The organism is Leclercia sp. GHBNCSD (genome assembly GCF_055805075.1).
Window position 1 is genome coordinate 3,805,583 of record NZ_JBQVYO010000001.1, and the last position, 26,031, is coordinate 3,831,613.

The window sequence follows — 26,031 nt, forward strand, 5'->3', positions numbered from 1 at the left end:
AAGCCCGGCATGAACACATTTTTTAAGCTCACCGCGCTGGCTGGCCTGTTTGCGATAACAGGCCACGCTTTCGCTGTGGACGAGATTACGCGTGTCGATCAGATTCCGGTTCTGAAGGAAGAGACTCAGCACGCGACGGTGAGTGAGCGCGTCACGTCGCGCTTCACCCGTTCGCACTATCGTCAGTTCGATCTCGACCAGGCTTTTTCGACAAAAATTTTCGACCGCTATCTGAACCTGCTGGACTACAGCCATAACGTCCTGCTGGCGAGCGATGTCGAACAATTTGCCAAAAAGCAGACCCAGGTCGGGGATGAGTTACGCAGCGGCAAGCTGGACCTGTTCTACGACCTGTATAATCTGTCGCAGAAACGCCGTTTTGAGCGCTATCAATACGCGCTTAAGGTGCTTGAACGTCCAATGGACTTCACGGGTAACGACACCTTTAATCTTGACCGCAGCAAGTCGCCGTGGCCAAAAGATGAAGCCGAGCTGAATCAGCTGTGGGACAGCAAAGTTAAGTATGACGAGCTGAGCCTCAAACTCACCGGTAAGGATGAGAAAGAGATCCGCGAAACGCTGACCCGCCGCTACAAATTTGCTATTCGTCGCCTGGCGCAGACCAACAGTGAAGATGTTTTCTCGCTGGCGATGACCGCCTTCGCGCACGAAATCGATCCGCATACTAACTATCTCTCTCCGCGCAACACCGAGCAGTTCAACACCGAGATGAGCCTCTCCCTTGAAGGGATCGGCGCGGTGCTGCAGATGGACGACGATTACACCGTGATTAACTCCATGGTTGCCGGCGGTCCGGCTGCCAAAAGCAAGGCGATAAGCGTAGGCGATCGCATTGTGGGTGTCGGTCAGGTTGGTCAGAGCATGGTCGATGTCATCGGCTGGCGTCTGGATGATGTGGTTGCCCTGATCAAAGGGCCGAAAGGCAGTAAAGTCCGTCTGGAAATTCTGCCAGCGGGTAAAGGCACCAAGACCCGTATCGTTACCCTGACCCGCGAGCGCATCCGTCTGGAAGATCGCGCGGTGAAAATGTCGGTGAAAACCGTGGGTAAAGACAAGGTTGGCGTGCTGGATATTCCTGGTTTCTATGTGGGCCTGACGGACGACGTCAAAGTCCAACTGCAGAAACTGGAAAAACAGAACGTTAAGAGCGTAATTATCGATCTGCGTAGCAACGGCGGTGGCGCCCTGACCGAGGCGGTTTCGCTTTCGGGCCTGTTTATCCCGTCCGGCCCGGTGGTACAGGTTCGCGACAATAACGGTAAAGTGCGTGAAGACGCGGATACCGATGGCGTTGTCTACTACAAAGGGCCGCTGGTGGTGATGGTCGATCGCTTCAGTGCTTCGGCCTCAGAGATCTTTGCTGCCGCCATGCAGGATTATGGCCGCGCGCTGATTGTTGGCGAACCGACCTTCGGTAAGGGTACGGTACAGCAGTATCGCTCCCTGAACCGTATTTACGATCAGATGCTGCGTCCGGAATGGCCAGCGCTGGGCTCGGTGCAGTACACCATTCAGAAGTTCTACCGCGTGAATGGCGGCAGTACCCAGCGTAAAGGCGTGACTCCGGATATCATCATGCCGACGGGCAACGAAGAGACCGAAACAGGTGAGAAGTTTGAAGATAACGCGTTGCCGTGGGATAGCGTAAACGCTGCCACCTTCGTGAAGTCGGGCGACATGACTCCGTTTGGTCCGGCGCTGCTGAAGCAGCATGACGATCGCATTGCCAAAGATCCTGAGTTCCAGTACATCATCAAAGATATTGCCCGCTTTAACGCCCTGAAGGCGAAACGCAATATCGTCTCTCTGAACTACGCGCAGCGTCTGAAAGAGAACGAAGAGGATGATGCAACGCGTCTGGCGCGGATCAACGACCGCTTCAAACGCGAAGGAAAGCCAGCCCTCAAAAAACTGGATGACCTGCCGAAGGATTATCAGGAGCCGGATCCCTATCTTGATGAGACGGTAAAAATCGCTATCGATCTGGCGAAACTGGAAAAAGATAAGCCAGCCGGGAATCCCGCTCCGGCTAAATAATCTCCCCTGACAGGCACAAGAAATTGTGCCTGTTTTTTTGTTAACCGCATCCTGCCGTCAGGCATTCCTTTTATTGTGTAAAGTTGTGTCTTTCTGGTGACTTACGCCGCTGCAATCCTTGAAAATATACGGAATACCCATACGATGTGGGTAATCGCATAGTGCGTTTTGTTAAACTGAGGTTAAAAGAATATTATGATGCGAATCGCGCTCTTCCTGCTCACCAACCTGGCGGTCATGGTGGTATTCGGGCTGGTGCTCAGCCTGACAGGAATTCAGTCGAGCAGCGTTCAGGGTTTGTTAATTATGGCGCTGCTGTTTGGTTTTGGTGGCTCCTTTATCTCACTGCTGATGTCCAAGTGGATGGCACTTAAGTCCGTTGGCGGCGAGGTTATTGAGCAACCGCGTAACGATATGGAACAGTGGTTGATGACCACCGTTGCTAACCAGTCCCGTCAGGCGGGTATCGCCATGCCGCAGGTGGCGATCTATCACGCGCCGGATATCAACGCCTTCGCCACCGGCGCGCGTCGCGACGCCTCTCTGGTTGCGGTGAGTACCGGCCTGTTGCAGAACATGAGCCGTGATGAAGCCGAAGCGGTTATCGCCCACGAGATCAGTCACATTGCGAACGGCGATATGGTGACCATGACCCTGATTCAGGGTGTCGTGAACACCTTCGTTATCTTTATCTCGCGTATTATTGCCCAGATTGCCGCAGGCTTTATGGGGGGCGATCGTGAGGAAGGCGAATCAAGTAACGGTAACCCACTGATCTACTTCGCGGTCTCTATGGTGCTGGAGCTGGTATTTGGTATTCTGGCAAGCATCATCACCATGTGGTTCTCCCGTCACCGTGAATTCCATGCGGATGCGGGTTCAGCCAAACTGGTGGGACGCGAGAAGATGATTGCTGCGCTGCAGCGTCTGAAAACCAGCTATGAACCGCAGGAAGCCTCAAGCATGATGGCATTCTGCATCAACGGTAAATCAAAATCCCTGAGCGAGCTGTTTATGTCTCACCCGCCGCTGGATAAGCGTATCGCAGCGCTGCGTAACGGTGAATACCTGAAATAACGGCCTCGGTTTGCTAATAAAAAAGCGCGTCCAAAGACGCGCTTTTTTTATGGCTGTGAATGAGGCTGGGTCACCCGCAACCCGCTGATGATGGCCGCGACGGTGGCCAGCGTGCCGGCGGTCAACAGCGCCAGATGCGTGCCGCTTTGTCCGGCCAGGTTGAACATCAACGCCACCAGTGCCGCGCCGGTACTCTGTCCCAGCAGGCGGGCAGTGCCCAGCATCCCACTGGCGCCGCCGCTGCGGTGGCGAGGCGCTGCCGTAACAATGGTATGGTTATTCGGTGACTGAAACAGGCCAAAGCCCGCCCCGCACAGCACCATCCGCCAGATAATATCCAGATCGTGAGGTGCCGCAGGCAGCAGGGCGAGAGCGAAAAGACCTGTCGCCATCACCACCAGTCCCAGCGCGCCCAGTAACCCCGCATGTACCCGCTCAATCAGATGGCCCGCCAGCGGAGCCATTACCATGGTCGCCAGAGGCCAGGGCGTTAACAGCAGGCCCGTTTCCACTTCCGAGCGGCCAATCACGCTTTGCAGGAAGAAGGGCAGAGAAACCATCGCCAGCATCTGTGCGCAGAAGGAGCAGATAGAGGTGCAGATAGAGAGGGAGAAGAGCGGAATACGCAGCAGATCTACCGGCAGTAACGGCACCGGCAGTGCCAGCTGGCGACGCACGAAGAAGAAGCCTACCACCAGCAGCGCCACGACCTCGCCCGCAATCAGCATCAGCGACTGTCCCTGAGCGAAGCCGCTCAGGGCGGTGATCAGCAGGCCAAAGGTGAGGGCGTTCATCACCGCGCTCGGAAGATCGAATTTTGGCATGCTGCTTTTCGCGCCATTGGCCGGTAAAAAACGCAGGGCGAACAGCAACGCCACGATCCCAAGTGGAACGTTAATTAAAAATAGCCACTGCCAGGACGCGACCGAGAGGATCGCTGCGGCGATAGTTGGGCCCGCCGCAGACGACACGGCAACAATAAAGGAGTTGATCCCCATCCCCCGGCCCAGATGTCGCTGAGGATAGATAAGACGGATCAACGCGGTATTCACACTCATCAGCGCCGCACCGCCGAACCCCTGCATGATACGCGCCAGCGTCAGCATGTGCAGCGTATCTGAAAGGGCGCAGAAAAGGGAGGTCAGCGTAAATACCGCCAGCCCGCACTGATAAACCCGGCGGTAGCCAAACATATCCCCGAGGAACGAGAACGAGAGCAGCGAGATAACAATGGCTATCTGGTAGGCGTTAACAATCCAGATTGAGCTGGCCGGGGAGGCATTCAGGTCGCTGGCAATGGTTGGCAGGGCGACATTGGCGATAGCGCCATCCAGTACAGCCATTGAAATACCGATAATAATGGTTGCAATGGCACCATAACGTTGCGGCAGCGGCAGGCCGTCTTTGGGGAGAGTCGTCATGAAAATTAATTAGCATTGGAGGTTATTATTAACAGGGTAAGGATATTATCACTGTTATTTCTGTTGTGTGTCGCAGATTTGTAACCAGGTAAGCCAGGATTGATTGCAGCAACGCCGGAGCGAATTTATAATAAAAACCGGTTCTGAATTTTATAAAACACTTGCGTTGAGGTGATTAATGGCAATCGCGGATTTGGATAAACAGCCAGATTCTGTTTCATCCGTGTTAAAGGTGTTCGGCATCCTGCAGGCGCTTGGTGAAGAGCGCGAAATCGGTATTACTGAGCTGTCCCAGCGTGTAATGATGTCAAAAAGCACCGTTTATCGCTTTTTACAGACCATGAAATCACTGGGTTATGTTGCTCAGGAGGGCGAGTCCGAAAAGTACTCCCTGACCCTGAAGTTATTTGAACTGGGCGCTCGTGCGCTGCAGAACGTCGATCTGATCCGCAGCGCGGATATTCAGATGCGCGAACTCTCCCGTCTGACGAAAGAGACGGTGCACCTGGGGGCGCTGGATGAAGACAGTATCGTCTATATCCATAAAATTGATTCCATGTATAACCTGCGTATGTACTCACGCATTGGCCGCCGCAACCCGCTCTACAGTACCGCTATCGGTAAAGTTCTGCTGGCATGGCGCGACCGTGATGAAGTGAAGCAGATCCTCGAGAACGTGGAGTACAAACGCAGCACTGAGCGCACCATTACCACCACCGAAGAGCTGTTGCAGGTGCTGGATAAAGTCCGTGAACAAGGTTATGGCGAAGATAACCAGGAGCAGGAAGAAGGCTTGCGCTGCATCGGCGTTCCGGTATTTGACCGTTTCGGTGTGGTCATTGCCGGCCTGAGTATCTCCTTCCCGACGCTGCGTTTCTCTGAAGAGCATCTGCACGAGTATGTTGAAATGCTGCACACAGCGGCGCGTAAGATTTCTGAACAGATGGGTTACAACGACTATCCGTTCTGATTGAAAGCGCGATAAAAAAACGCGGCCTTATGGCGGCGTTTTTTTATGCAAGGGATCAGCCGTTATCGATCACTGTCTCGCTCTTTCGCAGGAGCGGGCAGCGAGAGAGGCCGATAATACCGCTGTCTGAATGAATATACTGCGCCGTGCTGACGCCGCGCGCGGTGAGATACTGGCACTGGATCCCGAGCCCGCCCGCATTCTCTTTACTGCCGATCAAGACACCGTAGCCTGCGAGCAGTATACCCGTCCAGACCAGTGCTATAACAATCAATGTGCGAATAAAAAAGCGCATCATTACCTCATTTTTTGAATAACTGCCGCTTAGCGTAATCGATACACTTACTTTAACAAGTCTATGATTCCGAAAGCATCGCCTTCGCGTTACAGTTAGGCATGGTTTAAGTTGCGCATGATAACCTGGCATCAGGCAGTTACGGTACGGAGAGTGGAGTGAAGAAAATACGCTGGGTTATTCTGGTCTTAGTGTTAGTGGCCTGTGTTTTACTTTGGACGCAGACCATCAATGTGATGTGCGACCAGGATGTACAGTTCTTTAGCGGTATTTGTTCTATCAATAAGTTTATCCCCTGGTAGTTGTCATTTTTATCGCAAGTGATTTCCTTCCTTAACGCGAGTGGTAAAATAGGCGCTTTTATGGGGGAGTGAAATGGGTGAGTTAGTAAATTCCGGGATGTTCAGCGTGGCATCTCTGGCGATCTCGATCGTACTGCTGGTTGCGGGTCTGGTGCTGTGGTTTTTTGTCAATCGCGCGAGCTCCCGTACCAACGAGCAGATCGAACTGCTAGAGAAGTTAGTCGACCTGCAGAAACGACAGAATGTCCTGCTGCGTCGCCTGTGCGAAGCCAATGAGCCGGAAGAGAAAGAGGTACCAAAAGCGCCAGAAGAGACGGCTAAGAGCCAGGACGATGACTTTATTCGTCTGGTAGCCGAACGCTAATCGGTCAGGGGAGGTATGTATGGCCTGGCGTAATCCCTGGTATAATCCCTCCCTTGCACACCATACCCCGCAGGGTTTCCGCAATCCGGATGCCCCTGTTCGTCAACCCGGCGATGTTGAACGCTGGCGCAAGGCGCGAAAAGCCGCCGGGTTGCCAAAACCCCCTTCAGAAGGCTATGACGCCTTTATCCGCCAGTGGTGGCAACCCGTTACGCTCAACACCCTGGAAGAAGATGGTGTCTGGTGGCTGGGCCACGCCAGCCTGCTGCTACGCCTGAACGGAAAATATATCCTTACCGATCCGGTCTTTTCCCGGCGCGCCTCGCCGGTGCTGTTTGCCGGACCGATACGAAAAACGCCTCCGGTGATGAGTGTCGCGGCGCTTCCAGTCCTTGATGCTGTTGTTATTTCCCATAACCATTTCGATCACCTGGACTCGGCCACGGTGCGCCAGCTTGTGCATCGTTTTCCGCAGCTGACCTTTTTTGTGCCTTTAGGTCTTGGGGCGTGGTGCCGCCGCCGCGGGGCGAAACAGGTTATTGAACTGGACTGGTGGCAAAGCTATGTTTTCGAAGGGCTGGTGTTTACCGCCGTGCCGGCACAGCACTGGAGCATGCGTAGCCTCTGGGATCGCGATCGCTCGTTATGGTGTGGCTGGGTCTTTGAGAGCGGGCAGCAGCGCTTCTGGTTTAGCGGCGATACCGGTTATACTCCGGAACTGTTAACCATTCCGGAGCGACTGGGAAAAGTGGATGCCGCCGCTATACCTGTCGGAGCCTATGCACCACGTTGGTTCATGTCGATTCATCATATGGATCCGCAGGCGGCGGTGAAGCTCTGGCAACAGCTGGGCATGCCGCTGGCGATCCCGATCCACTGGGGTGTCTTTGAACTGGCGGATGAATCACTGGATGAGCCTGTCAGAGAGCTCGCGCAGGCACTGGCAGAGTTATCCCCGCGCAGCGATAACTTTCATCCGCTGCGCATTGGTCAATATTTATCCTTGTAAACGAATACTTGTTCAATTAGCGAATATTTTTTATTAAATCGACGGTTGTCATATTTTATTTTAATCGAAACGTTTTGATTGCCTTTTTTTGAGGCAGGTTCATAAAAATATCATTATTTTGGTGCATAGCGGATTACCGGTTTAGGTGTATATAACTTAAACAAGCGAACCGATATACAATGTTTTTTTCCTGAAACAATCCCTTGTCGTTACGATCAATTCAGCATAACTTTTCACGAAAAGTTCTAAATGAAATAGCGACCACAGAAATTCTGGCGCGCTTGCTGGACGATATGAAGTTATTGAGCTAATGTAAAAAAGTCTTTGATAACAGCGCTTATCCTGACAGCGACTGGGCAGGCAACATTTTGGTCTGGTATACACTGAACGTGCATTACTGTGCAGATTGTGGCAAGTCAGTCTCGGAATTTGTGCGGCTGATCGAGACACCTTTAAAAATGGCTTGCCATTATTTAAGTTGTATGTGATAACACGGTTTGGGTCAAACGAGGTACAGTTCTGTTTATGTGTGGCATTTTCAGTAAAGAAGTCCTGAGTAAACACGTTGTCGTTGAATACCGCTTCTCTGCCGAACCTTATATTAGTGCCTCATGCAGTAATGTCTCAGTTTTATCTCAGTTAATGCCCACGGGCTAAGAAAACATTCTAAGGAATTTTGCAAATGGCAAAGATCAAAGGTCAAGTTAAGTGGTTCAACGAGTCTAAAGGTTTTGGTTTCATTACTCCTGCTGACGGCAGCAAAGATGTATTCGTACATTTCTCTGCAATCCAGGGTAACGGCTTCAAAACTCTGGCTGAAGGCCAGAACGTTGAGTTCGAAATTCAGGACGGCCAGAAAGGTCCGGCTGCTGTTAACGTAACCGCTATCTGATCGAACCCCTGCCTGATCTGAAGCGTCACGACGTTTCAGTTGCAGAGATATAAAGCCTCGCCTGTGCGGGGCTTTTTAATGGATATTTTTCAAAGTGTTACCACATGCGTCGCTGTTAGCAGTTTGTTTCAAAGCTGCGAGAGTATTAGCATTGTTTTCACCCTCGCGGCTCAAATTTGCCGTTAAATCAGGGCGTTGTTACTCAGCCCTGGAGCCCTGGTGAAAAAGAAACCCGTCAATCCCGCAGCAAACTTCACCCCGTTACGTTTTGCTCTCCTCTGTCTGGTGATTTTAGGCAGCCTTCTCTTTCTTCTTGGTCGTGTCGCCTGGTTGCAGATCGTTAAACCCGATCCGCTGGTTAAGCAGGAGGATATGCGCTCCCTGCGCGAGGTCGCCATCAATGCCCCCAGAGGGATGATTATGGACAGGGAGGGGAGACCGCTGGCCGTGAGTGTGCCGGTGCGGGCCGTGTGGGCGGATCCGAAAACGGTGCTGGCAAAAGGGGGAGTGGGTTTTGACACGCGTTGGCAGGCATTAGCCAGTGCGCTGCATCTGTCGCTCCCCACGCTTGCGGCGCGCATCAACAGCAATCCATATGGCCGTTTTATCTATCTGGCCCGCCAGGTGGATCCGGCTCAGGCCCAGTGGATCGCTAAACTCCGGCTGCCTGGTATCAGCCTGCGTGATGAGTCGCGCCGTTTTTACCCGGCCGGACACGTGGCAGCTAACCTGATCGGCTTTACCAATATCGACGGTCAGGGCATCGAAGGGATCGAGAAAAGTTTTAATGCCCAGCTCACCGGCAAACCCGGTCTGCGCCGCGTGCGTGAGGATCGCTACGGACGCGTGATCGAAAATATTACCGAAGTACCGCCCGTTCCGGCGCACAACATCCAGTTAAGCATTGATGAACGGCTGCAGACGATTACGGAAGATGCGCTGGACAATGCTGTCGCCTGGAATAAAGCGGAGTCGGGGGCAGCGGTGCTGATCAACATCCAGACTGGGGAGATCCTGGCGATGGCCAACTACCCGGATTTCAATCCCAATAACCGCGAGGGTGCCACGCTGAACGATTTTCGTAATCGTGCCATCAGCGACACCTTTGAACCCGGCTCTACCGTTAAGCCGCTGGTGCTAATGACAGCCCTGCAGCAGGGGCTGGTGCAGCCAGACAGCGTGATCGACACCCATCCTTATACCCTGGCCGGACACCGTATCCGCGACGTCGGTTACTACCCGGAGCTGACGCTGACCGGCATTCTGCAAAAATCGAGCGACACGGGTGTGTCGCGCCTGTCGCTGGCGATGCCGATCCAGCGGCTGCTGGATACCTACCACGGGTTTGGTTTTGGTCGTTCCACCGGTCTCGGATTGACGGGGGAGAGCAGCGGCCTGCTGCCGGAGCGTAAATTCTGGAGCCAGCTCGATCGCGCCACCTTTGCCTTCGGCTACGGCCTGATGGTCACGCCGTTGCAGCTCGCCCACGTCTACGCCACCATCGGCAGCTATGGCCTGGAGCGTCCACTCTCTATCACCCGCATCGATCCGCCGGTTATCGGTACCCAGGTGATGCCCGCGTCGATTGTGAAGGAGGTGGAACATATGATGGAAAGCGTGGCGCTGCCGGGTGGGGGCGGCATCAAAGCCGCGGTGCGCGACTACCGGGTGGCGGTGAAAACCGGCACCGCGAAGAAAATCGACGATGGCGGTAATTATGTCGACAAATATGTGGCCTATACTGCCGGCGTCGCGCCCGCCAGCCGCCCTGTATTTGCCCTGGCGGTGGTGATTAACGATCCGCAAAACGGCGCCTATTACGGCGGGGCGGTTTCGGCACCGGTTTTCAGCCAGATTATGGGCGACGTGCTGCGCATCGAAAACATCAAGCCGGATGGACTCCCGGCCGATTCCAGCCACCTCATCGTAATGCGTTAAGGCCGTTTTATAGCAGGGCGATTAGCGGTACACTTTCGCCCTTTATGATTGCCCGGAGTTCCCATGACATTCTGCTGTCCTCTTTGCCACGCGCCGCTCGCCCATACGGATAAAAGTTACGCCTGCCCACAGGGGCATCGGTTCGATATGGCGAAAGAGGGCTATGTCAATCTGCTGCCGGTCCAGCACAAGCGATCGCGCGATCCGGGCGACAGTGCAGAGATGATGCAGGCGCGCAGGGCCTTTCTCGATGCCGGACACTATCAGCCCCTGCGTGACGCGGTAGCCGGTAAGCTGGCGGCCTTGCTGCCGGATGGCGCGACCTCGCTGCTTGATATTGGCTGTGGCGAAGGCTATTACACATCGGCCTTTGCCCAAACCGCGCAGGAAAAGGGCGCGACCACCTTTGGTCTGGATGTCTCAAAATCTGCCATCCGCGCGGCGGCTAAACGCTATTCAGAGGTGACGTTCTGTGTGGCCTCCAGCCATCGTCTGCCTTTTGAAGAGAACAGTATGGATGCGGTAGTCCGCATCTACGCCCCCTGCAAAGGCGAGGAGCTGGCGCGGGTGGTAAAAGAGGGCGGCTGGGTGATCACCGTGACGCCAGGACCGCGTCACCTGATGGAGCTGAAAGAGCTGATTTACAGTGAAGTTCTGCTGCATGCGCCGCATTCGGAGCAGCTGGAGGGTTTTGCCCTGAAAGAGGCGCTGTCGCTGGCCTATAACATGTCAGTGACTGGAAAAGAGGCGGTAGCGCTTTTGCAGATGACCCCGTTTGCATGGCGGGCAAAGCCGGAGGTGTGGGAGGCGCTGGCAAAACAGACGCATTTCAGCTGCCAGACCGATTTTAGTATCCACTGCTGGCAGCGAGTCAGTTAACCGGCGAAGTGGCTCCACATAATTTGTGCGCCAATGCCGATCAAGACGATACCGCCGAGGATCTCGGCGCGTTTCCCTAACAGCGGGCCAATAAAACGGCCAATCATCATGCCCAGGGTAGACATAATAAAGGTCGCGCAGCCAATCGCCAGCGCGGTGGCAATGATGTTGACCTGCAGGAAAGCCAGGCCGACGCCGACCGCCATCGCATCCAGACTGGTAGCTATAGCGGTTGTCACCAGCAGCCAGAAGCCGTGACGCTGAATCGGCTCATCGTCCTCGACATCATTCCGAATGCCTTCGATAACCATACGTCCGCCGAGGAAGGTCAGAAGTATAAAGGCGATCCAGTGGTTCCACTCCAGCACGAACTGGCTGGCGAGCATCCCCAGCCCCCAGCCAATCAGCGGGGTCAGGGTTTCGATAGCACCAAAGATAAGACCGGTACGCAGGGCTTCAGAGAACTTAGGTTTATGCAGCGTGGCACCTTTGCCCATGGAAGCGGCGAATGCATCCATCGACATGCCAAAGGCCAGGAGAAGTGTTGCAGAGAGGTTCATCAGCGCGTCCAGACCGGGGATATCCATATGACACATCACTGCCCCCAGTAAACAGCAGTCGATGCGTCTATGGTCTCGCCTGATCCTTCTGCTGTGCAGAAAAATCCGTACGTGCCACGTTTTGCAACGAGTATGTTGACACGTACATTTCCGTTAAACCGGAAATCGGCTACTCCCCAACGACGGGCGCAACCTTAACATATTTTGAGAATATAAAACAACTACAGGGGAGTATTATTCAGATTAGTTTTTGATAACGATTTTCATTTAGAAATTGATGTGAAGATAACGTTAATAATAGCCCGTAAATGTCGCGTAATAATATAGCTTTGGCTATATAACACTGTGAAAAACATAGCGAAATATAGCCAGTGCTATTTTTGTATCTTATTGAGTCTTAACCAATAATTTGTATATCTTCTCCAGATCGTCAATATTTCTTACCCGGATAAGCAAACGTCGCTGCTCTAATTGCATCACCAGCACGCCGTCTTCTGATAAATTCATCTCTTTAATGCGGTTATATTCTATCCAGACATTGGCGAAAAAGAATCCAGTGGATTTGAAGATTATTTTCGGCGCCCGGATCCAGAACAGGTAAAACCCCATTAATGCCAGGGCAGATAATAACCATGTGGTCAGTAATGCCCCCTGGCTCATCACGTTGTTATAGATAAGGATCAGCAGCAGACCGGTAAAGATGATGGCATCAACGCGACCGCGGCGCAGAAGGGGGATTGAGAGCAACGTCGCGCCGTTGCGGCGGGGCATGATCAATTCGTCGTAGAGGGCATACGCCAGAAGGGCAACAATAAAGACAACCAGTACGATGTCCGTGACCGTCATTCATCCTCCGGATAAAAAAACGGGGGCGTTCATGCCCCCGGTGTATTCACAAAAAAATTACAGACCCAGCAGACCGATAGCGTAACCGACGATACCGATAACGAAGAAGCCGACGATGATCCACAGCGCATTGACCTTTTTACGCAGCAGCCACATACAGGCAAAGGTCAGCAGCAGCGGCACCAGGCCCGGCATCAGCTGGTCAAGAATGGTTTGCACGGTGGTCACACGGGTCTGGCCATCCTGACCGGTGATGGTTGACACCACCAGCGGGATGTTAACGTGCGTCCACTTGTTAACCAGCGCCCCCATGACAAACAGGCCGAGGATTGACGCCCCCTCAGTCAGTTTCTGCAGGAAGCCGCCGCCCATATCCTGGACGATATCCACGCCCTTACGGTAGCCATAGGCCACGCCGTAGTAACGGGTTGCCAGACGTACCACGTTAAACAGGATAAAGAAGAGCAGAGGACCCAGCAGGCTGCCGCTCATGGCGATACCCGCACCGAGCGCGGCGAAGACCGGACGCACGGTACCCCAGAAGATCGGGTCACCTACGCCCGCCAGCGGCCCCATCAGACCCACTTTGATACCGTTGATGGCACCATCGTCAATCTCTGCGCCGTTAGCACGCTGCTCTTCCATCGCCAGCGTTACGCCCAGAACCGGCGCTGCAACGTAAGGATGGGTGTTGAAGAATTCCAGGTGACGTTTAATCGCCTGACGACGCGCTTCGTTGTTCTCGGGATACAGACGTTTGATTGCCGGTACCATAGAGAAGCAGAAGCCCAGCGCCTGCATACGTTCGAAGTTCCATGAACCCTGGAACAGGTTTGAACGGATAAACACGCCACGAATATCACCCGAAGTCAGTTTTTTCTGAGGGGTAGTTTTAGTCATATCAACCATTTCGCTCACCTGCTAGTCCAGTTCGTTATCGAGATCGTTATTACCAGCAACCTGTGCACTACCGGCTACGCGGTTATATTTCGGGCTGAGCTGGATGTAGAGGATAGCCATTACCGCACCAATCACACCCAGTGCCACCAGGTTGAAGTTGGTGAATGCCGCGGTAACGAAGCCGAGATAGAAGAACGGCATCAGGTAGCCTGCGCGCATCATGTTGATGACCATCGCATAACCGACGACCACGATCATGCCGCCTGCAATGTTCAGACCGCTGGTGACCACTTCAGGAATGGCGTTCAGCATGCCCTGGACTTCACTGGTACCGACGGAGATTGCCACGATAACCGCCGGGATAGCGATACGCATGGCCTGCAGGAACAGGGACGAGACATGGATCCACGACAGCGCCGTCAGGTTGCCATTCTCCGCCGCCTTATCTGCCGCATGCTGGAATGCAACGGTGATAGTACGCACGATGATGGTCAGAACCTGGCCTGCTGCAGCCAGTGGGATAGCCAGCGCGATACCGGCACCGATATTTTGATGGCCGGCGATGACCAGCACGGTAGAGATGATGGAGGCGAGAGCCGCATCCGGCGCAACGGCCGCACCGATGTTCATCCAGCCCAGGGCGATCATTTCCAGGGTACCACCGATGATGATACCGGTTTTCATATCGCCGAGAACGGCGCCGATTAACGTACAGGCGACCAGCGGACGGTGAAACTGAAATTCATCTAGTACGGATTCCATACCCGCTATACACGCGACGATGAACACCAGCACAATCTGAAGAGTGGTAATCTCCATTGTACTTCTCCTATAGCTTTAACAGACTTAAGTGTGAAATTTGTCAACCAGCGCCGGCTTATTTCGCCACTTTGCTGATCAGATCCATCATTTTCAGTTTCGGGTCGGTAGAGACTTTACGGACTTCAAGCTCGATCCCGCGATCGTTAAGTTTCCTGAACGCTTCGATATCTTTTTCGTCCACCGACACCGCATTGTTCACCTGCGTTTTGCCCTGACGGTAAGCCATACCACCGATGTTCACGGAGGTGATTTTTACCCCTTCCTCAACAATACGTTCGACATCTGTTGGGTTGGTAAACAGCAGCATCACACGCTCACCCGCATATTTCGGGTTGTTGTAAACGCGGATCATCTTGGCGACATCCACCACGTGCGCGGTTACGCCCGGCGGGGCCACCTGGGTAAGGAGAGTTTTACGAACCGTATCAGCGGCGACTTCATCGCTGACCACAATGATGCGCTGGACGTTGGTCTCTTTGGTCCAGCGGGTAGCCACCTGGCCGTGAATCAGACGGTCGTCGATACGCGCCAGGCCAATCTGCATGTAATCGTTCGGGCCCATCGGCTTAAGCGGGGCGGCGGCTTTCGGGGCAGCAGCCGGGGCAGGGGCCGCCGCCGGAGCGACGTTTTCTGTAGGTTTCGCTTTCAGCGCTTTCACGCCTTCACGACCGGTTTCGACAGCCAGGGCAACCAGCTCGTCAAAGCTTGGGTTGTCATCGCGGGCCATCAGCGTTTCGACCAACATGGGGATGTTAACCCCGGCAACAACCTCATGCTGCTCTTTATCAACCACAATGCGGCTTGCCGCGTTAAACGGACTGCCGCCCCAGGTATCAACAAGGAACAGCACGCCGCTACTGGTATCCAGATTTGCCAGTTGAGCGGTATATTTTTCTATCAGCGTCTCAGCATTTTCACCGGGAACGAAATCGATCCAACCGACGTTTTCCTGTTCGCCTAAAAGCATTTCTGCGGTTTTAAGTAACTGCTCTGCAGCCCAACCATGTGTGCCTATAACAATAGCAATAGTCACTTGCTACCTCCTTTTATTATCGTTAATGCCCCCGGGTGAGAGGAGCATTAGAGATCATCTTCGAAAGAACGAATCGATTCAGATAAGGGTTAGAGTTCAATTAACTAAGACTTACGCGATTTATTTTAGACATCGAAAAAATAATTTATGTGATGAAGATCCGTAATTTAGCCTAAGCCAATGAGATATTTCTGTGATCAAAAAAAGCACGGAAACATCTGTTTGCAAAGGAAAGTAAATCTTTGCCAAAGAGCTCAGGTCTCTGATATGTTTACCATCCGTTTAATTGTCAGGAGTATGGGGCAGTAGCCCACTGTATGGACCGTCACCGACGCCAGTCACACACCCGGCCAGCTCTGGCCAGCCTTATCGGCGATTCGCGCCACTCACTGTTTACGTTCTTTACCGCTTCGCCCGACCTTTTCGCGGCGCCGTTTTGCCATTCCTTTAGCAGGAGCTTGTCATGGAATTCTTAATGGACCCGCAAATCTGGGTAGGATTGCTCACGCTGGTGGTACTTGAGATCGTTCTCGGTATCGATAACCTCGTGTTTATCGCGATCCTTGCGGATAAACTTCCACCTAAACAACGTGATAAAGCACGTTTAATCGGTCTGTCGCTGGCGCTGATTATGCGTCTTGCGCTGCTGTCGGTGATCTCATGGATGGTTACGCTTACGCAACCGCTGTTCACTGCCTTCAACTTCACCTTCTCAGGGCGCGACCTGATCATGCTGCTGGGGGGGATATTCCTGCTCTTCAAAGCCACAACCGAGCTCCATGAACGGCTGGAAAACCGCCAGCACGACGACGGACACGGTAAAGGCTATGCCAGCTTCTGGGTAGTGGTACTGCAAATCGTGGTACTGGACGCGGTCTTCTCCCTCGACGCGGTCATTACCGCTGTCGGTATGGTGAATCATCTGCCGGTGATGATGGCGGCCGTGATCATCGCGATGGCGGTGATGCTACTCGCCTCGAAGCCGTTGACGCGATTCGTTAACCAGCATCCGACCGTGGTGGTGCTCTGTCTGAGCTTCCTGCTGATGATCGGTTTGAGCCTGGTGGCAGAAGGTTTCGGCTTCCATATTCCGAAAGGCTATCTGTACGCCGCAATTGGTTTCTCCATCATTATAGAGCTGTTTAACCAGATTGCCCGTCGCAACTTTATTCGCCAGCAGTCGAACCAGCCGCTGCGTGCCCGGACCGCTGATGCGATTTTGCGTCTGATGGGTGGCCGCCGCGAAGCCAAAGCACAGCAGGACAGCGATAACCATGTCCCGGTGCCGGTTCCGGAAGGCGCCTTTGTTGAAGAAGAGCGCTATATGATTAACGGCGTGCTGTCCCTGGCCTCGCGTTCCCTGCGCGGCATCATGACCCCGCGCGGTGAAATCAGCTGGGTCGATGCCAGACTGAGCGTGACGGAAATCCGCCAGCAGCTGCTCTCCTCTCCGCACAGCCTGTTCCCGGTGTGTCGCGGCGAGCTGGATGAGATCATTGGCGTGGTTCGTGCCAAAGAGATGCTGGTGGCACTGGAAGAGGGCGTGGACGTTGAGGCCATTGCCGCCGCATCGCCTGCTATCGTGGTGCCGGAAACGCTCGACCCGATCAACCTGCTTGGCGTACTGCGCCGTGCCCGGGGTAGCTTTGTTATCGTGACCAACGAGTTTGGCGTGGTGCAGGGTCTGGTTACGCCGCTGGATGTTCTTGAAGCGATTGCCGGTGAGTTCCCGGATGCCGACGAAACGCCGGAGATCGTTAACGATAATGATGGCTGGCTGGTCAAAGGCACCACGGATCTGCATGCCCTGCAACATACGCTGGGGCTGGAACACCTGACCAACCACGATGAAGATATCGCGACGGTGGCCGGTCTGGTGATTGCCGTGAACGGTCAAATTCCGCGAGCCGGTGATGTGCTTGAGCTGCCGCCGCTGAAGATAACCATCGTGACCGCCAACGATTACCGCGTTGATCTGGTGCGCATTGTTAAAGAACAGTCCGCCCACGACGAAGAAGAGTAATTACGGAGCCGACGGCATCATATCGCCGTTATGAGAGGCTGGCGGAGGTGAACTCTCCGCCAGCCACTGCGGGAAATCCCGCAGTGGCATCGGCCGCGCGTACAAAAATCCCTGAAGGATATCCACCCCGTGCAGGCGCAGATGGCTCGCCTGGTCGCTGTTTTCCACCCCTTCAGCCACCAGTTCAATATTCAGACGCTGGGCCAGGGCGATAATAATGTCTGTCACCGTTGAGTTGACGGCATCCGTGCCGATGGCGGCGGTAAAAGATTTATCAATTTTCAGCACTTCCGGATTGAGTTTCTCCAGCCACGAAAGCGAACTGCTCCCGGTACCAAAATCGTCAATCGCCAGCTTCACCCCTTTCTGATGTAACGCCTCTACCATGGTGTAGTCCATCTCCAGCAGGGAATCGCGCTCGGTTAATTCAATGACTAGCTGCTGCGCGGGCTCGGCGCTGAACCAGACGCGGTTCAGGTCATGAAGCAGAGTGCCGTCACGGAAATGGCTGGCCGCGACGTTGATCCCAATATGAAAGCCCGGCGCGGTAGGAAACATCGCCAGATGGCGGACGGTTTCGATAAGCACGTAGCGGGTGAGGGGGACAATCAGGTTATGCTCCTCCGCCAGTGGAATAAAAATATCCGGGGCGATCCACCCCTGCCGCGGATTATTCCAGCGCAGAAGAATTTCCACGCCGACGCAATCCTGTTTTTTGGCATCGATCAGCGGCTGGCAAAAGAGCTCAAACTCACCGGAGGCCAGGCCAAAGTTGATCTCCCGGGTAAAGCTCATGCGACTGGCGGTGGCAAGCCAGGCGATATACCCCACCAGCATGCTGAATATCACCGCCAGCGGCAGCTGCGACGGCAGATTTTTCAGCGCCAGCGCGGTCAGCCCCGGGCCGTTGACGGTGATGATGAAAGGAAAGTTGAGGGAAGCCTGCTGGTAAACGTTGTCGCCAGCGTCTGTCACCAGCCTGTCCGAAAGCTGGCGCTCATGGTTCAGGTACTTACCGCCGACGCTGAGGTTAACGTCGCTGATGAGCGGCAGCTGGGGCTCCAGCAGCATCCGGGCGATAAGATCGATATTCACAATCTCCATGATGCCATCCTCACTCTGGCCGGGCGCCGGATACCATTGGATCAGCACCGGGCTGCCTTTCATCAGCGGCTGGTCTGTGGTCAGGAGCAGTAAGGGCTGCGCGGCGGGCAGCAGGGGCTGAAACTGGCTGATGGGGATATCGCGGTCACCGAACATGCTTGAGCAATAGAGAATGCCGTCTTTAATCAGGCCGATTGAGCGCACGGTTTGCAGGGAGGCGGCGTGCTTGCGCAGTAAAAAGTTGACCTCCACGCAGGGCAGGCCGATAAGCGGTTGTACCACCTCGCGTCCCGTCTCCAGCGGTTGCAGGATCTTATCCAGCGTATCGACAGCATGGGAGACAAAGGCCACGGTGGTCTGCTGATTTAAATTGCGCTGTGAAATAAAGCCGATAATTAGCGTGCAAACGAGAGTGGAAAGGGACAGCAGGAGGCAAACGATTACCCGTTTGCGGTGATAATTTTTAATTATCCTGTGCGTTGTTTGCATGCCACGGTCACCCGAAGAGCCACTGGCGCAGATGCCCGTGGCAACCTGGCTAGTGTAGTCGGCATTATTTCAGGTAACGAGGAAAGGGGATGAAATTCGCCCATCCCTATCAGATGGGCGTTTAAAGCATGAAAGACGAAAGTCGCAGAAGCGCTTTCAGCGTCTTAGTCGCACTGCACCTTAATGGCCAGACCGCCGCGGGACGTTTCGCGGTATTTGGCGTTCATATCTTTACCGGTTTCGTACATGGTTTCGATCACCTTATCCAGCGAGACGCGCGGTTCGCTGGTACGGCGCATCGCCATACGGGAGGCGTTGATCGCTTTTACGGAGGCAATCGCGTTACGCTCAATACATGGCACCTGCACCTGACCGGCAACCGGGTCACAGGTCAGACCGAGGTTATGTTCCATGCCGATCTCGGCGGCCACGCATACCTGCTCCGGGCTGGCGCCCAGCAGCTCAGCCAGACCGGCTGCCGCCATGGAACAGGCCACGCCCACTTCACCCTGACAGCCAACCTCAGCGCCGGAAATGGAGGCATTCATCTTATACAGCGCACCCACCGCGCCTGCGGCGAGGAAGTAGCGAATATAGATATCCGGGCTTACCGATTCGATAAAGTGATCGTAGTAGGCCAGCACTGCCGGAACGATCCCGCAGGCACCGTTGGTCGGTGCGGTCACCACGCGGCCACCGGCAGCGTTCTCTTCGTTCACCGCGAGGGCAAACATGTTGACCCAGTCCACCACGTTCATCGGATCGTTGGAGTACTTATCCGTCGTGACCAGCATCCGGCGCAGGGCGGAGGCACGACGCGGCACGCGCAGTGGGCCAGGCAGTACCCCTTCCGTATTCATACCGCGATCGATACAGGCGCGCATGGTCTGCCAGACGTTGGCGAAATAGTCTTCAATCTCTTTCTTGCTGTGCAGCGCCAGCTCGTTCTGCATCACCATGCCGGAGAGGGACAGGCCAGTCTCCTTACAGTAATTCAGCATTTCTGTCGCCGATTTGAACGGGTAAGGCACCTTTACGTCGCCCGTGACGTCCTGGCCGAAATGCTCTTCATCGACGATGAAGCCGCCGCCGATGGAGTAGTAGGTCTTGCTGTAGACCACTTTCTCGCCGCTAAAGGCGTGGATCTGCATCCCGTTTTCATGCAGGGAGAGGTTGTCGCTGCGAAAACGCATGCCGTCGTCCTGCGGGAAATCGACTTCATGCCGGCCATTCGCCAGCAGCAGACGACCGCGCGTTTCCACGTCGCGAATAAACGCCGGAATGGCGTCAATATCTACGGTGTCCGGCATATTCCCGGCCAGACCCATAATAATGGCGATATCGGTGTGGTGGCCTTTACCCGTAAGCGACAGTGAACCGTAAACGTCTACAGCCACGCGGGTAACGCTATCCAGTAATCCTTTTTCGACCAGGTCATCGACGAACTGTTTACCGGCCTTCATCGGCCCGACAGTGTGGGAAGAAGAGGGACCAATCCCCACTTTGAACATGTCGAATATACTAATCACTTTAACACTCCTGACAGGGTTACCGGGTTTCCAGTAACGATGTAATAACTTCGCATAGTGTAAGAGGGAACCCTGTCGTCAGCTTAACTATTCACATGAATTAAACTAATGATTAACGCCTGATAAACTAATAGCGGGAGGCCGATCGCAAAGGCGCAAAAAAGAGGCGAATGTAAAGTATAGTCAAGGTTTCAGGCCGATCTGCAGCGCCAGCTCACGAATTATTCCCGCCGTCATGCCCCAGACAAAATAATGCTCATACCAGGAGAGCCACACCCGATGATCGTGGCCACGGCGATGAATATCGAGCGGATGATAACGGCCCAGACGCAGGGCTTCCGCCAGCGGCATTTCAAAGACCGACTCCACTTCGTCCTCGCTGGCGTGATAGTGCAGATCCGGCGGAATAATCCCCACCACCGGCGTAACCTGAAAACCGGTGACGCTGTCCACCGGCGGCAGGACGCCAATCACCTCGACCTTGTGCGGCGGGATCGCCACCTCTTCTTCGGCTTCACGCAGGGCGGCGGCAATTAATGAGGCGTCGGTGCTGTCTACCGCGCCGCCGGGAAAGGCCACCTGACCGGCATGTTTACGCAGCTTCGCCGAGCGCCGGGTCAACAGCAGGCCCGGCTGCTCCCGGCGCACCACCGGGATCAACACTGCCGCCTGACGCTGGTTCAGCGACGTGCTGTTCACCTGCGGGCGCAACAGCTGAAAACGCGATAAAAAATGGTCGAGGGTCAGATCGTCGATATTCACCAGTTAGCACTCCAGTTGTTGCAGAATACGATTCACTTTATCAAACGTTTCCTGATATTCCGCCCCGGCCTTGCTGTCAGCCACAATGCCACCGCCTGCGGAACAGTAGAGCTGCCCCTCCACCGCCGTCAGGGTTCGAATGGTGATGCTGGTATCCATGCCGCCGCAGAGGCTGATATAGCCGATGCTGCCGCACCATGCGTTCCGGCGATGCGGCTCCAGTTCGTCGATGATCTCCATCGCCCGCACTTTTGGCGCGCCGGTGATCGACCCGCCGGGAAACGCGGCGCGCAGCAGATCGCACGCGGTCTGCGCTTGCGGCAGGCGGGCGGTGATGGTGCTCACCAGATGATGCACGGCGGGGAAGGGCTCCACCACGAACAGCTCCGGCACCCGCACGCTTCCCGGCTCCGCCACCCGGCCAATATCATTGCGCATCAGATCGACGATCATCAGGTTTTCCGCCCGGTCTTTCGGCGAGGCGGCGAGCTTCTCCGCCTGCTGGCGATCCGCCTCGGCATCCGCCAGCCGCGGCAGGGTGCCTTTAATGGGACGGGTCTGGATGGTGCCTTCCGCAAGGTGGATAAAACGCTCCGGGGAGAGGCTCAGGATCGCCCCCTCTTCAAGACGCAAAAAGGCGCTGAAGGGGGCGCGGTTGTTGGCGTTCAGCCGGGTAAACGCCTGCCATTCGTCGCCCTCGTAGCGGGCCTGGAAACGCTGGGCCAGATTCACCTGATAGCAGTCGCCGCTGTGCAGGAAGGCCTGCACGCGCTCAAATTTTTCCTGGTACTCCGCCGCGGTCATATTGGCCTGCCAGCCGGAGGTCAGCCGGAATGCAGGTACGTTCTCAGGGGGGCGCTGTGCTTCAAGCCAGGCCAGCCGCGCCTGTGCATCGCCATGACAGACCAGCGACACCCGCTCTTTGTGGTGATCGACGATTATCGCCCAGTCATACAGGCCCACCGCCATATCCGCCAGGGTGATATCACGCAAGGCCCGTTCCGGCAGCTTTTCGAAGCGGCGGCCAAGGTCATAGCCGAACAGCCCCAGCGCGCCGCCCTGGAAGGGGAGGTCCGGGTCAGGCGTGCAGGGCAGGCCCATCTCATCAAGGGCCTGCTGCAACAAACTCAGCGGGCAGGCGTCAGAATGAACCCCGTCGATCATCGTATCCGCTCCGTGCGTCACCAGTGTGCTGCGCGGGTCAGCGACCAGAATGTCAAAGCGACTGTAGGGGTGATCCGCATGGCCCGAGTGCAGCAGCATGGCCCACGGCAGATGGCTGAGCGGAGCAAACCAGAATTCTGCGGCGTCAGGACGCCACGGTAATGTCATAACAGTGGGGGATAGCGAGTTCATGGGTGGTAAACAACCGGGCAGCGTGAAATAATTAGCGCCAATAATTTAGCAGGAGTTGACAATGTTTGCAGGTTTACCTTCACTGAACCACGAGCAGCAGCAAAAGGCCGTCGAGCGCATACAGGAGCTGATGTCCCAGGGGATGAGCAGCGGGCAGGCAATTTCTCAGGTGGCAGAAGAGCTTCGCGCCACCCATACCGGCGAGCGGATCGTGGCGCGTTTTGAGGATGATGAAGAGGAGTAACGCCCTTACACCGCAGCGATAATCTTAATCTCAACCTTATACTGCGGCTTCATCAGCGTCGCCTGTACCGTGCAGCGGACAGGCGCGTGACCCGCCACCACCCACTCGTCCCAGGCTTTGTTCATCGCCGCAAAATCCTCTTTACTGGCAAGGAAAATGGTCGCATCCAGAATGCGGGATTTGTCGCTGCCCTGTTTTTCCAGCACTGCGTCAATCTGCGCCAGGGTATTGGCGGTCTGCTCATAGGCGTCGGCATCCAGGTTTTCCGGTACGCCGGTGTAGTAGAGGGTCTGGTTGTGGATCACTACATCTGACCAGCGGGCTTCGGCATCAATGCGCACAATTGTCATACACGTTTCCTCGTTATGGTGACTTTCTGCGGGCAAGACTGCCATATTGTTTTGCCTGCGTCACTCTCGACTGGCGCCAGGACGATCGGCCTGACATAATCCCTGTGCAAAATTACAGGGGGCAGAGTGGCAGACGATTTCGCAGCAGACGGACAGTTAGCAAAGGCAATTCCCGGCTTCAAGCCGCGCGAACCGCAGCGCCAGATGGCGCACGCGGTAGCCGAGGCGATCGACAGCGCCCAGCCACTGGTGGTAGAGGCGGGGACCGGCACCGGTAAAACGTACGCCTATCTGGCGCCAGCGCTGCGCACGAAGAAAAAGGTGATCATCTCCACCGGTTCGAAAGCGTTGCAGGATCAGCTCTACAGCCGCGATCTGCCCACCGTCGCCAAAGCCCTGAAATATAAAGGCCGTCTGGCCCTGCTGAAAGGGCGCTCCAACTATCTCTGTATTGAGCGGCTCGAACAGCAGGCGCTCGCGGGCGGCGATCTGCCGGTACAGACCCTCAGCGATGTGATCATCCTGCGCAGCTGGGCCAACCAGACCCAGGATGGCGATATCAGTACCTGCGCCAGCGTCGCCGAAGACTCTCCTGCCTGGCCGCTGGTCACCAGCACCAACGACAACTGTCTGGGCAGCGACTGTCCGCTCTATAAAGACTGTTTTGTGGTCAAAGCGCGTAAAACGGCGATGGAGGCCGACGTGGTGGTGGTGAACCATCACCTCTTCCTGGCGGACATGGTGGTGAAAGAGAGCGGTTTTGGCGAGCTGATCCCCGAAGCCGAGGTGCTGATCTTCGACGAAGCCCATCAGCTCCCCGATATCGCCAGCCAGTATTTCGGCCAGTCGCTCTCCAGCCGCCAGCTGCTGGATCTGGCGAAAGATTTTACCATCACCTACCGCACCGAACTGAAAGATACCCAGCAGCTACAGAAGTGCGCCGACCGCCTGGCGCAGAGTACGCAGGATTTTCGCATGCAGCTTGGCGATCCGGGTTTTCGTGGCAACCTGCGCGAACTGCTGGCCGATCAGCATATTCAGCGCGCGCTGCTGCTGCTGGATGATGCTCTGGAGCTCTGTTATGACGTGGCGAAGCTCTCCCTCGGCCGTTCGGCGCTGCTGGATGCCGCCTTTGAACGCGCCACGCTCTACCGCGCGCGCCTGAAACGGCTGAAAGAATTTAACCAGCCCGGCTACAGCTACTGGTACGAATGCAACTCGCGCCATTTCACCCTCGCGCTGACGCCGCTCACCGTGGCCGATAAGTTCCAGGATGTGATGGCGCAGAAGCCGGGTAGCTGGATCTTTACTTCCGCCACGCTGTCGGTTAACGACGATCTGCACCATTTCACCGAACGTCTCGGCATCGCAGAGGCCAAATCCCTGCTGCTGCCGAGCCCGTTTGATTACGCCACCCAGGCGCTGCTCTGCGTGCCGCGCAACCTGCCGCTGCCTAATCAGCCCGGCGCCGCCCGCCATCTGGCGGCGATGCTCAAGCCGATGATTGAGGCCAACAACGGCCGCTGCTTTATGCTCTGCACCTCCCACGCAATGATGCGCGATCTGGCGGAGCAGTTCCGCGCCACCATGACGCTGCCGGTACTGTTGCAGGGGGAAACCAGCAAAGGCCAGCTGCTGCAGCAGTTTGTCAGCCACGGCAATGCCCTGCTGGTGGCCACGAGTAGCTTCTGGGAAGGGGTCGACGTGCGCGGCGATACCCTGTCGCTGGTGATCATCGACAAACTGCCCTTTACCTCGCCGGACGATCCGTTGCTGAAGGCGCGGATGGAAGATTGCCGCCTGCGGGGAGGCGATCCGTTTGATGAGGTGCAGCTTCCGGATGCGGTCATTACTCTTAAGCAGGGAGTGGGGCGCCTGATCCGTGACGTGGAGGATCGCGGAGTGCTGGTGATCTGCGATAACCGCCTGGTCATGCGACCTTACGGTGCCACCTTTATCGCCAGCCTGCCGCCGGCGCCACGTACCCGGGATATCGATCGCGCCGTGCGTTTCCTTGCCGCGTCGCAGACGCAGTAATTTGCTGGTGGGTGTGCTAAAATGCGCCCCTTTTTGTGACTGACCACTGCGAGAGCGCGACAATACATGCGAATTCTGGCTATCGATACCGCCACGGAGGCCTGCTCCGTTGCCCTGTGGAATGACGGTACTCCCTTTGCTCATTTCGAAGAGTGCCCCCGGGAACACACCCAACGTATCCTGCCTCTGGTGAAGATGATCCTCACCGAGGGCAATACCTCTCTTACCGACCTCGATGCGCTGGCCTATGGCCGTGGTCCGGGCAGCTTTACCGGCGTTCGCATCGGTATCGGCATTGCCCAGGGGCTGGCGTTGGGCGCTGAACTGCCGATGATTGGCATCTCGACCCTGGCGACCATGGCGCAGGGGGCGTGGCGCCGTACCGGTGCGACCCGCGTGCTGGCGGCTATTGATGCCCGAATGGGCGAAGTCTACTGGGCGGAGTACACCCGTGACGAGCAAGGCGTCTGGCACGGGGAAGAGAGCGAAGCGGTGCTCACGCCGGAAGCGGCAGGTGAGCGCATGAAGCAGCTTTCCGGTGAGTGGGCGACCGTCGGGACCGGCTGGCCAGCCTGGCCTGACATGGCAAAGGAGAGCGGTCTGACCCTGGTGGACGGCACTGTCCTGTTACCTGCCGCAGAAGATATGCTGCCCATCGCTTGTCAGATGCTGGAGGCAGGGCAAACCGTGGCGGTGGAGAAAGCCGAGCCGGTTTATTTGCGAAACACCGTAGCGTGGAAGAAACTTCCGGGCCGGGAGTGAATCTCAGTA

The 26,031-nt window shown here is 55.6% G+C and carries 26 protein-coding genes, 1 pseudogene and 1 riboswitch; of the genes and pseudogenes, 15 read left to right on the forward strand and 12 right to left on the reverse strand.

Annotated features, from left to right (window positions below; all coding sequences use genetic code 11):
• Positions 1-9: 9 nt before the first annotated feature.
• Complete coding sequence (gene prc, locus ACT3IC_RS18185) at positions 10-2,058, forward strand: carboxy terminal-processing peptidase (protein ID WP_103180038.1); 2,049 nt, start codon at positions 10-12, stop codon at positions 2,056-2,058.
• Between the two features lie 195 nt (positions 2,059-2,253).
• Complete coding sequence (gene htpX / locus ACT3IC_RS18190) at positions 2,254-3,135, forward strand: protease HtpX (protein WP_103180037.1); 882 nt, start codon at positions 2,254-2,256, stop codon at positions 3,133-3,135.
• A 47-nt stretch (positions 3,136-3,182) separates the two neighbouring features.
• Here the strand turns inward: htpX and ACT3IC_RS18195 are convergent, their stop codons facing one another.
• A complete protein-coding gene (locus ACT3IC_RS18195) occupies positions 3,183-4,556 on the reverse strand; it encodes an MFS transporter (protein ID WP_103180036.1) in 1,374 nt (457 codons plus the stop codon).
• A 178-nt stretch (positions 4,557-4,734) separates the two neighbouring features.
• Between ACT3IC_RS18195 and kdgR the strand changes: the two genes are divergently transcribed.
• Positions 4,735-5,526, forward strand: a complete 792-nt coding sequence (gene kdgR, locus ACT3IC_RS18200) for a DNA-binding transcriptional regulator KdgR (RefSeq protein ID WP_039030796.1) — start codon at positions 4,735-4,737, stop codon at positions 5,524-5,526.
• A 55-nt stretch (positions 5,527-5,581) separates the two neighbouring features.
• On the opposite strand, the gene ACT3IC_RS18205 is transcribed toward kdgR, so the two are convergent.
• The gene (locus ACT3IC_RS18205; protein WP_103180035.1) at positions 5,582-5,821 is read right to left on the reverse strand and encodes a YobH family protein; all 240 of its coding nucleotides are present in this window, start codon (positions 5,819-5,821) and stop codon (positions 5,582-5,584) included.
• A gap of 158 nt (positions 5,822-5,979) precedes the next feature.
• Here ACT3IC_RS18205 and mgrB point away from each other — a divergent pair, with 158 nt between their 5' ends.
• From mgrB to rlmA, 7 genes and pseudogenes are all read left to right on the forward strand, one after another.
• The gene (gene mgrB, locus ACT3IC_RS18210; RefSeq protein WP_103180034.1) at positions 5,980-6,123 is read left to right on the forward strand and encodes a PhoP/PhoQ regulatory lipoprotein MgrB; all 144 of its coding nucleotides are present in this window, start codon (positions 5,980-5,982) and stop codon (positions 6,121-6,123) included.
• A 73-nt stretch (positions 6,124-6,196) separates the two neighbouring features.
• Complete coding sequence (locus ACT3IC_RS18215) at positions 6,197-6,487, forward strand: YebO family protein (protein ID WP_156654706.1); 291 nt, start codon at positions 6,197-6,199, stop codon at positions 6,485-6,487.
• Between the two features lie 19 nt (positions 6,488-6,506).
• Complete coding sequence (locus ACT3IC_RS18220) at positions 6,507-7,496, forward strand: MBL fold metallo-hydrolase (RefSeq protein ID WP_159339510.1); 990 nt, start codon at positions 6,507-6,509, stop codon at positions 7,494-7,496.
• A gap of 525 nt (positions 7,497-8,021) precedes the next feature.
• Positions 8,022-8,166, forward strand: a pseudogene (locus ACT3IC_RS18225) (DUF2627 domain-containing protein).
• A gap of 12 nt (positions 8,167-8,178) precedes the next feature.
• A complete protein-coding gene (gene cspE, locus ACT3IC_RS18230) occupies positions 8,179-8,388 on the forward strand; it encodes a transcription antiterminator/RNA stability regulator CspE (RefSeq protein WP_001062678.1) in 210 nt (69 codons plus the stop codon).
• A 219-nt stretch (positions 8,389-8,607) separates the two neighbouring features.
• Positions 8,608-10,326, forward strand: coding sequence for a peptidoglycan glycosyltransferase FtsI (ftsI, locus tag ACT3IC_RS18235; protein ID WP_159339508.1), 1,719 nt, complete (start codon positions 8,608-8,610; stop codon positions 10,324-10,326).
• Between the two features lie 63 nt (positions 10,327-10,389).
• Positions 10,390-11,205, forward strand: a complete 816-nt coding sequence (rlmA, locus tag ACT3IC_RS18240) for a 23S rRNA (guanine(745)-N(1))-methyltransferase (RefSeq protein WP_159339507.1) — start codon at positions 10,390-10,392, stop codon at positions 11,203-11,205.
• Here the strand turns inward: rlmA and mntP are convergent.
• The 5 genes from mntP to manX form a co-directional block, all read right to left on the reverse strand.
• Entirely contained in the window at positions 11,202-11,765 is a 564-nt protein-coding gene (gene mntP / locus ACT3IC_RS18245) for a manganese efflux pump MntP (protein WP_139156373.1), read from the reverse strand. The two genes, rlmA and mntP, sit on opposite strands and share 4 nt — an antisense overlap.
• A gap of 81 nt (positions 11,766-11,846) precedes the next feature.
• Positions 11,847-11,955: riboswitch (yybP-ykoY riboswitch) on the reverse strand.
• A gap of 197 nt (positions 11,956-12,152) precedes the next feature.
• Entirely contained in the window at positions 12,153-12,611 is a 459-nt protein-coding gene (locus tag ACT3IC_RS18250; protein ID WP_103180027.1) for a DUF986 family protein, read from the reverse strand.
• Between the two features lie 57 nt (positions 12,612-12,668).
• Positions 12,669-13,520, reverse strand: a complete 852-nt coding sequence (locus ACT3IC_RS18255) for a PTS mannose transporter subunit IID (RefSeq protein ID WP_168192027.1) — start codon at positions 13,518-13,520, stop codon at positions 12,669-12,671.
• Between the two features lie 12 nt (positions 13,521-13,532).
• The gene (locus tag ACT3IC_RS18260) at positions 13,533-14,330 is read right to left on the reverse strand and encodes a PTS mannose/fructose/sorbose transporter subunit IIC (protein ID WP_103180025.1); all 798 of its coding nucleotides are present in this window, start codon (positions 14,328-14,330) and stop codon (positions 13,533-13,535) included.
• A gap of 58 nt (positions 14,331-14,388) precedes the next feature.
• Positions 14,389-15,366, reverse strand: a complete 978-nt coding sequence (manX, locus tag ACT3IC_RS18265) for a PTS mannose transporter subunit IIAB (RefSeq protein ID WP_114314650.1) — start codon at positions 15,364-15,366, stop codon at positions 14,389-14,391.
• Between the two features lie 317 nt (positions 15,367-15,683).
• Between manX and ACT3IC_RS18270 the strand changes: the two genes are divergently transcribed.
• Together ACT3IC_RS18270 and yoaE are read left to right on the forward strand one after the other, a co-directional pair.
• A complete protein-coding gene (locus tag ACT3IC_RS18270) occupies positions 15,684-15,842 on the forward strand; it encodes a protein YoaL (protein ID WP_371413849.1) in 159 nt (52 codons plus the stop codon).
• The gene (gene yoaE, locus ACT3IC_RS18275; RefSeq protein WP_103180023.1) at positions 15,830-17,389 is read left to right on the forward strand and encodes a CNNM family cation transport protein YoaE; all 1,560 of its coding nucleotides are present in this window, start codon (positions 15,830-15,832) and stop codon (positions 17,387-17,389) included. Before ACT3IC_RS18270 ends, yoaE begins: the two co-directional genes overlap by 13 nt.
• Here yoaE and ACT3IC_RS18280 read toward each other — a convergent pair whose 3' ends face one another.
• The 4 genes from ACT3IC_RS18280 to pabB form a co-directional block, all read right to left on the reverse strand.
• Positions 17,390-18,982: an EAL domain-containing protein gene (locus ACT3IC_RS18280; protein ID WP_159339506.1), complete on the reverse strand. Its 1,593-nt coding sequence runs from the start codon at positions 18,980-18,982 to the stop codon at positions 17,390-17,392.
• 164 nt (positions 18,983-19,146) lie between these two features.
• Positions 19,147-20,511, reverse strand: a complete 1,365-nt coding sequence (gene sdaA, locus ACT3IC_RS18285; RefSeq protein ID WP_103180021.1) for an L-serine ammonia-lyase — start codon at positions 20,509-20,511, stop codon at positions 19,147-19,149.
• A 183-nt stretch (positions 20,512-20,694) separates the two neighbouring features.
• Positions 20,695-21,273, reverse strand: coding sequence for a CoA pyrophosphatase (locus ACT3IC_RS18290; protein WP_103180020.1), 579 nt, complete (start codon positions 21,271-21,273; stop codon positions 20,695-20,697).
• A gap of 3 nt (positions 21,274-21,276) precedes the next feature.
• Positions 21,277-22,629, reverse strand: a complete 1,353-nt coding sequence (gene pabB / locus ACT3IC_RS18295) for an aminodeoxychorismate synthase component 1 (RefSeq protein ID WP_473478507.1) — start codon at positions 22,627-22,629, stop codon at positions 21,277-21,279.
• Positions 22,630-22,690: 61 nt separating this feature from the next.
• Here pabB and ACT3IC_RS18300 point away from each other — a divergent pair, with 61 nt between their 5' ends.
• Complete coding sequence (locus tag ACT3IC_RS18300) at positions 22,691-22,873, forward strand: YoaH family protein (protein ID WP_103180018.1); 183 nt, start codon at positions 22,691-22,693, stop codon at positions 22,871-22,873.
• A 5-nt stretch (positions 22,874-22,878) separates the two neighbouring features.
• Here the strand turns inward: ACT3IC_RS18300 and ACT3IC_RS18305 are convergent, their stop codons facing one another.
• Complete coding sequence (locus ACT3IC_RS18305) at positions 22,879-23,223, reverse strand: RidA family protein (RefSeq protein WP_103180017.1); 345 nt, start codon at positions 23,221-23,223, stop codon at positions 22,879-22,881.
• 126 nt (positions 23,224-23,349) lie between these two features.
• On the opposite strand from ACT3IC_RS18305, the gene ACT3IC_RS18310 reads away from it, so the two are divergent.
• Positions 23,350-25,260, forward strand: coding sequence for an ATP-dependent DNA helicase (locus tag ACT3IC_RS18310; RefSeq protein WP_263950628.1), 1,911 nt, complete (start codon positions 23,350-23,352; stop codon positions 25,258-25,260).
• Between the two features lie 66 nt (positions 25,261-25,326).
• A complete protein-coding gene (tsaB, locus tag ACT3IC_RS18315) occupies positions 25,327-26,022 on the forward strand; it encodes a tRNA (adenosine(37)-N6)-threonylcarbamoyltransferase complex dimerization subunit type 1 TsaB (RefSeq protein ID WP_156654702.1) in 696 nt (231 codons plus the stop codon).
• Positions 26,023-26,031 lie beyond the last annotated feature (9 nt).

What these genes read in the sequence shown, in the direction of transcription:
- prc (WP_103180038.1), top strand. Translation starts at nt 10, where the DNA reads ATGAACACATTTTTTAAGCTCACCGCGCTGGCTGGCCTGTTTGCGATA.
- htpX (WP_103180037.1), top strand. Translation starts at nt 2,254, where the DNA reads ATGATGCGAATCGCGCTCTTCCTGCTCACCAACCTGGCGGTCATGGTG.
- ACT3IC_RS18195 (WP_103180036.1), bottom strand. Translation starts at nt 4,556, where the DNA reads ATGACGACTCTCCCCAAAGACGGCCTGCCGCTGCCGCAACGTTATGGT.
- kdgR (WP_039030796.1), top strand. Translation starts at nt 4,735, where the DNA reads ATGGCAATCGCGGATTTGGATAAACAGCCAGATTCTGTTTCATCCGTG.
- ACT3IC_RS18205 (WP_103180035.1), bottom strand. Translation starts at nt 5,821, where the DNA reads ATGCGCTTTTTTATTCGCACATTGATTGTTATAGCACTGGTCTGGACG.
- ACT3IC_RS18215 (WP_156654706.1), top strand. Translation starts at nt 6,197, where the DNA reads ATGGGTGAGTTAGTAAATTCCGGGATGTTCAGCGTGGCATCTCTGGCG.
- ACT3IC_RS18220 (WP_159339510.1), top strand. Translation starts at nt 6,507, where the DNA reads ATGGCCTGGCGTAATCCCTGGTATAATCCCTCCCTTGCACACCATACC.
- cspE (WP_001062678.1), top strand. Translation starts at nt 8,179, where the DNA reads ATGGCAAAGATCAAAGGTCAAGTTAAGTGGTTCAACGAGTCTAAAGGT.
- rlmA (WP_159339507.1), top strand. Translation starts at nt 10,390, where the DNA reads ATGACATTCTGCTGTCCTCTTTGCCACGCGCCGCTCGCCCATACGGAT.
- mntP (WP_139156373.1), bottom strand. Translation starts at nt 11,765, where the DNA reads ATGAACCTCTCTGCAACACTTCTCCTGGCCTTTGGCATGTCGATGGAT.
- ACT3IC_RS18250 (WP_103180027.1), bottom strand. Translation starts at nt 12,611, where the DNA reads ATGACGGTCACGGACATCGTACTGGTTGTCTTTATTGTTGCCCTTCTG.
- ACT3IC_RS18255 (WP_168192027.1), bottom strand. Translation starts at nt 13,520, where the DNA reads ATGGTTGATATGACTAAAACTACCCCTCAGAAAAAACTGACTTCGGGT.
- ACT3IC_RS18260 (WP_103180025.1), bottom strand. Translation starts at nt 14,330, where the DNA reads ATGGAGATTACCACTCTTCAGATTGTGCTGGTGTTCATCGTCGCGTGT.
- ACT3IC_RS18270 (WP_371413849.1), top strand. Translation starts at nt 15,684, where the DNA reads ATGGACCGTCACCGACGCCAGTCACACACCCGGCCAGCTCTGGCCAGC.
- yoaE (WP_103180023.1), top strand. Translation starts at nt 15,830, where the DNA reads ATGGAATTCTTAATGGACCCGCAAATCTGGGTAGGATTGCTCACGCTG.
- ACT3IC_RS18280 (WP_159339506.1), bottom strand. Translation starts at nt 18,982, where the DNA reads ATGCAAACAACGCACAGGATAATTAAAAATTATCACCGCAAACGGGTA.
- pabB (WP_473478507.1), bottom strand. Translation starts at nt 22,629, where the DNA reads ATGAACTCGCTATCCCCCACTGTTATGACATTACCGTGGCGTCCTGAC.
- ACT3IC_RS18300 (WP_103180018.1), top strand. Translation starts at nt 22,691, where the DNA reads ATGTTTGCAGGTTTACCTTCACTGAACCACGAGCAGCAGCAAAAGGCC.
- ACT3IC_RS18305 (WP_103180017.1), bottom strand. Translation starts at nt 23,223, where the DNA reads ATGACAATTGTGCGCATTGATGCCGAAGCCCGCTGGTCAGATGTAGTG.
- tsaB (WP_156654702.1), top strand. Translation starts at nt 25,327, where the DNA reads ATGCGAATTCTGGCTATCGATACCGCCACGGAGGCCTGCTCCGTTGCC.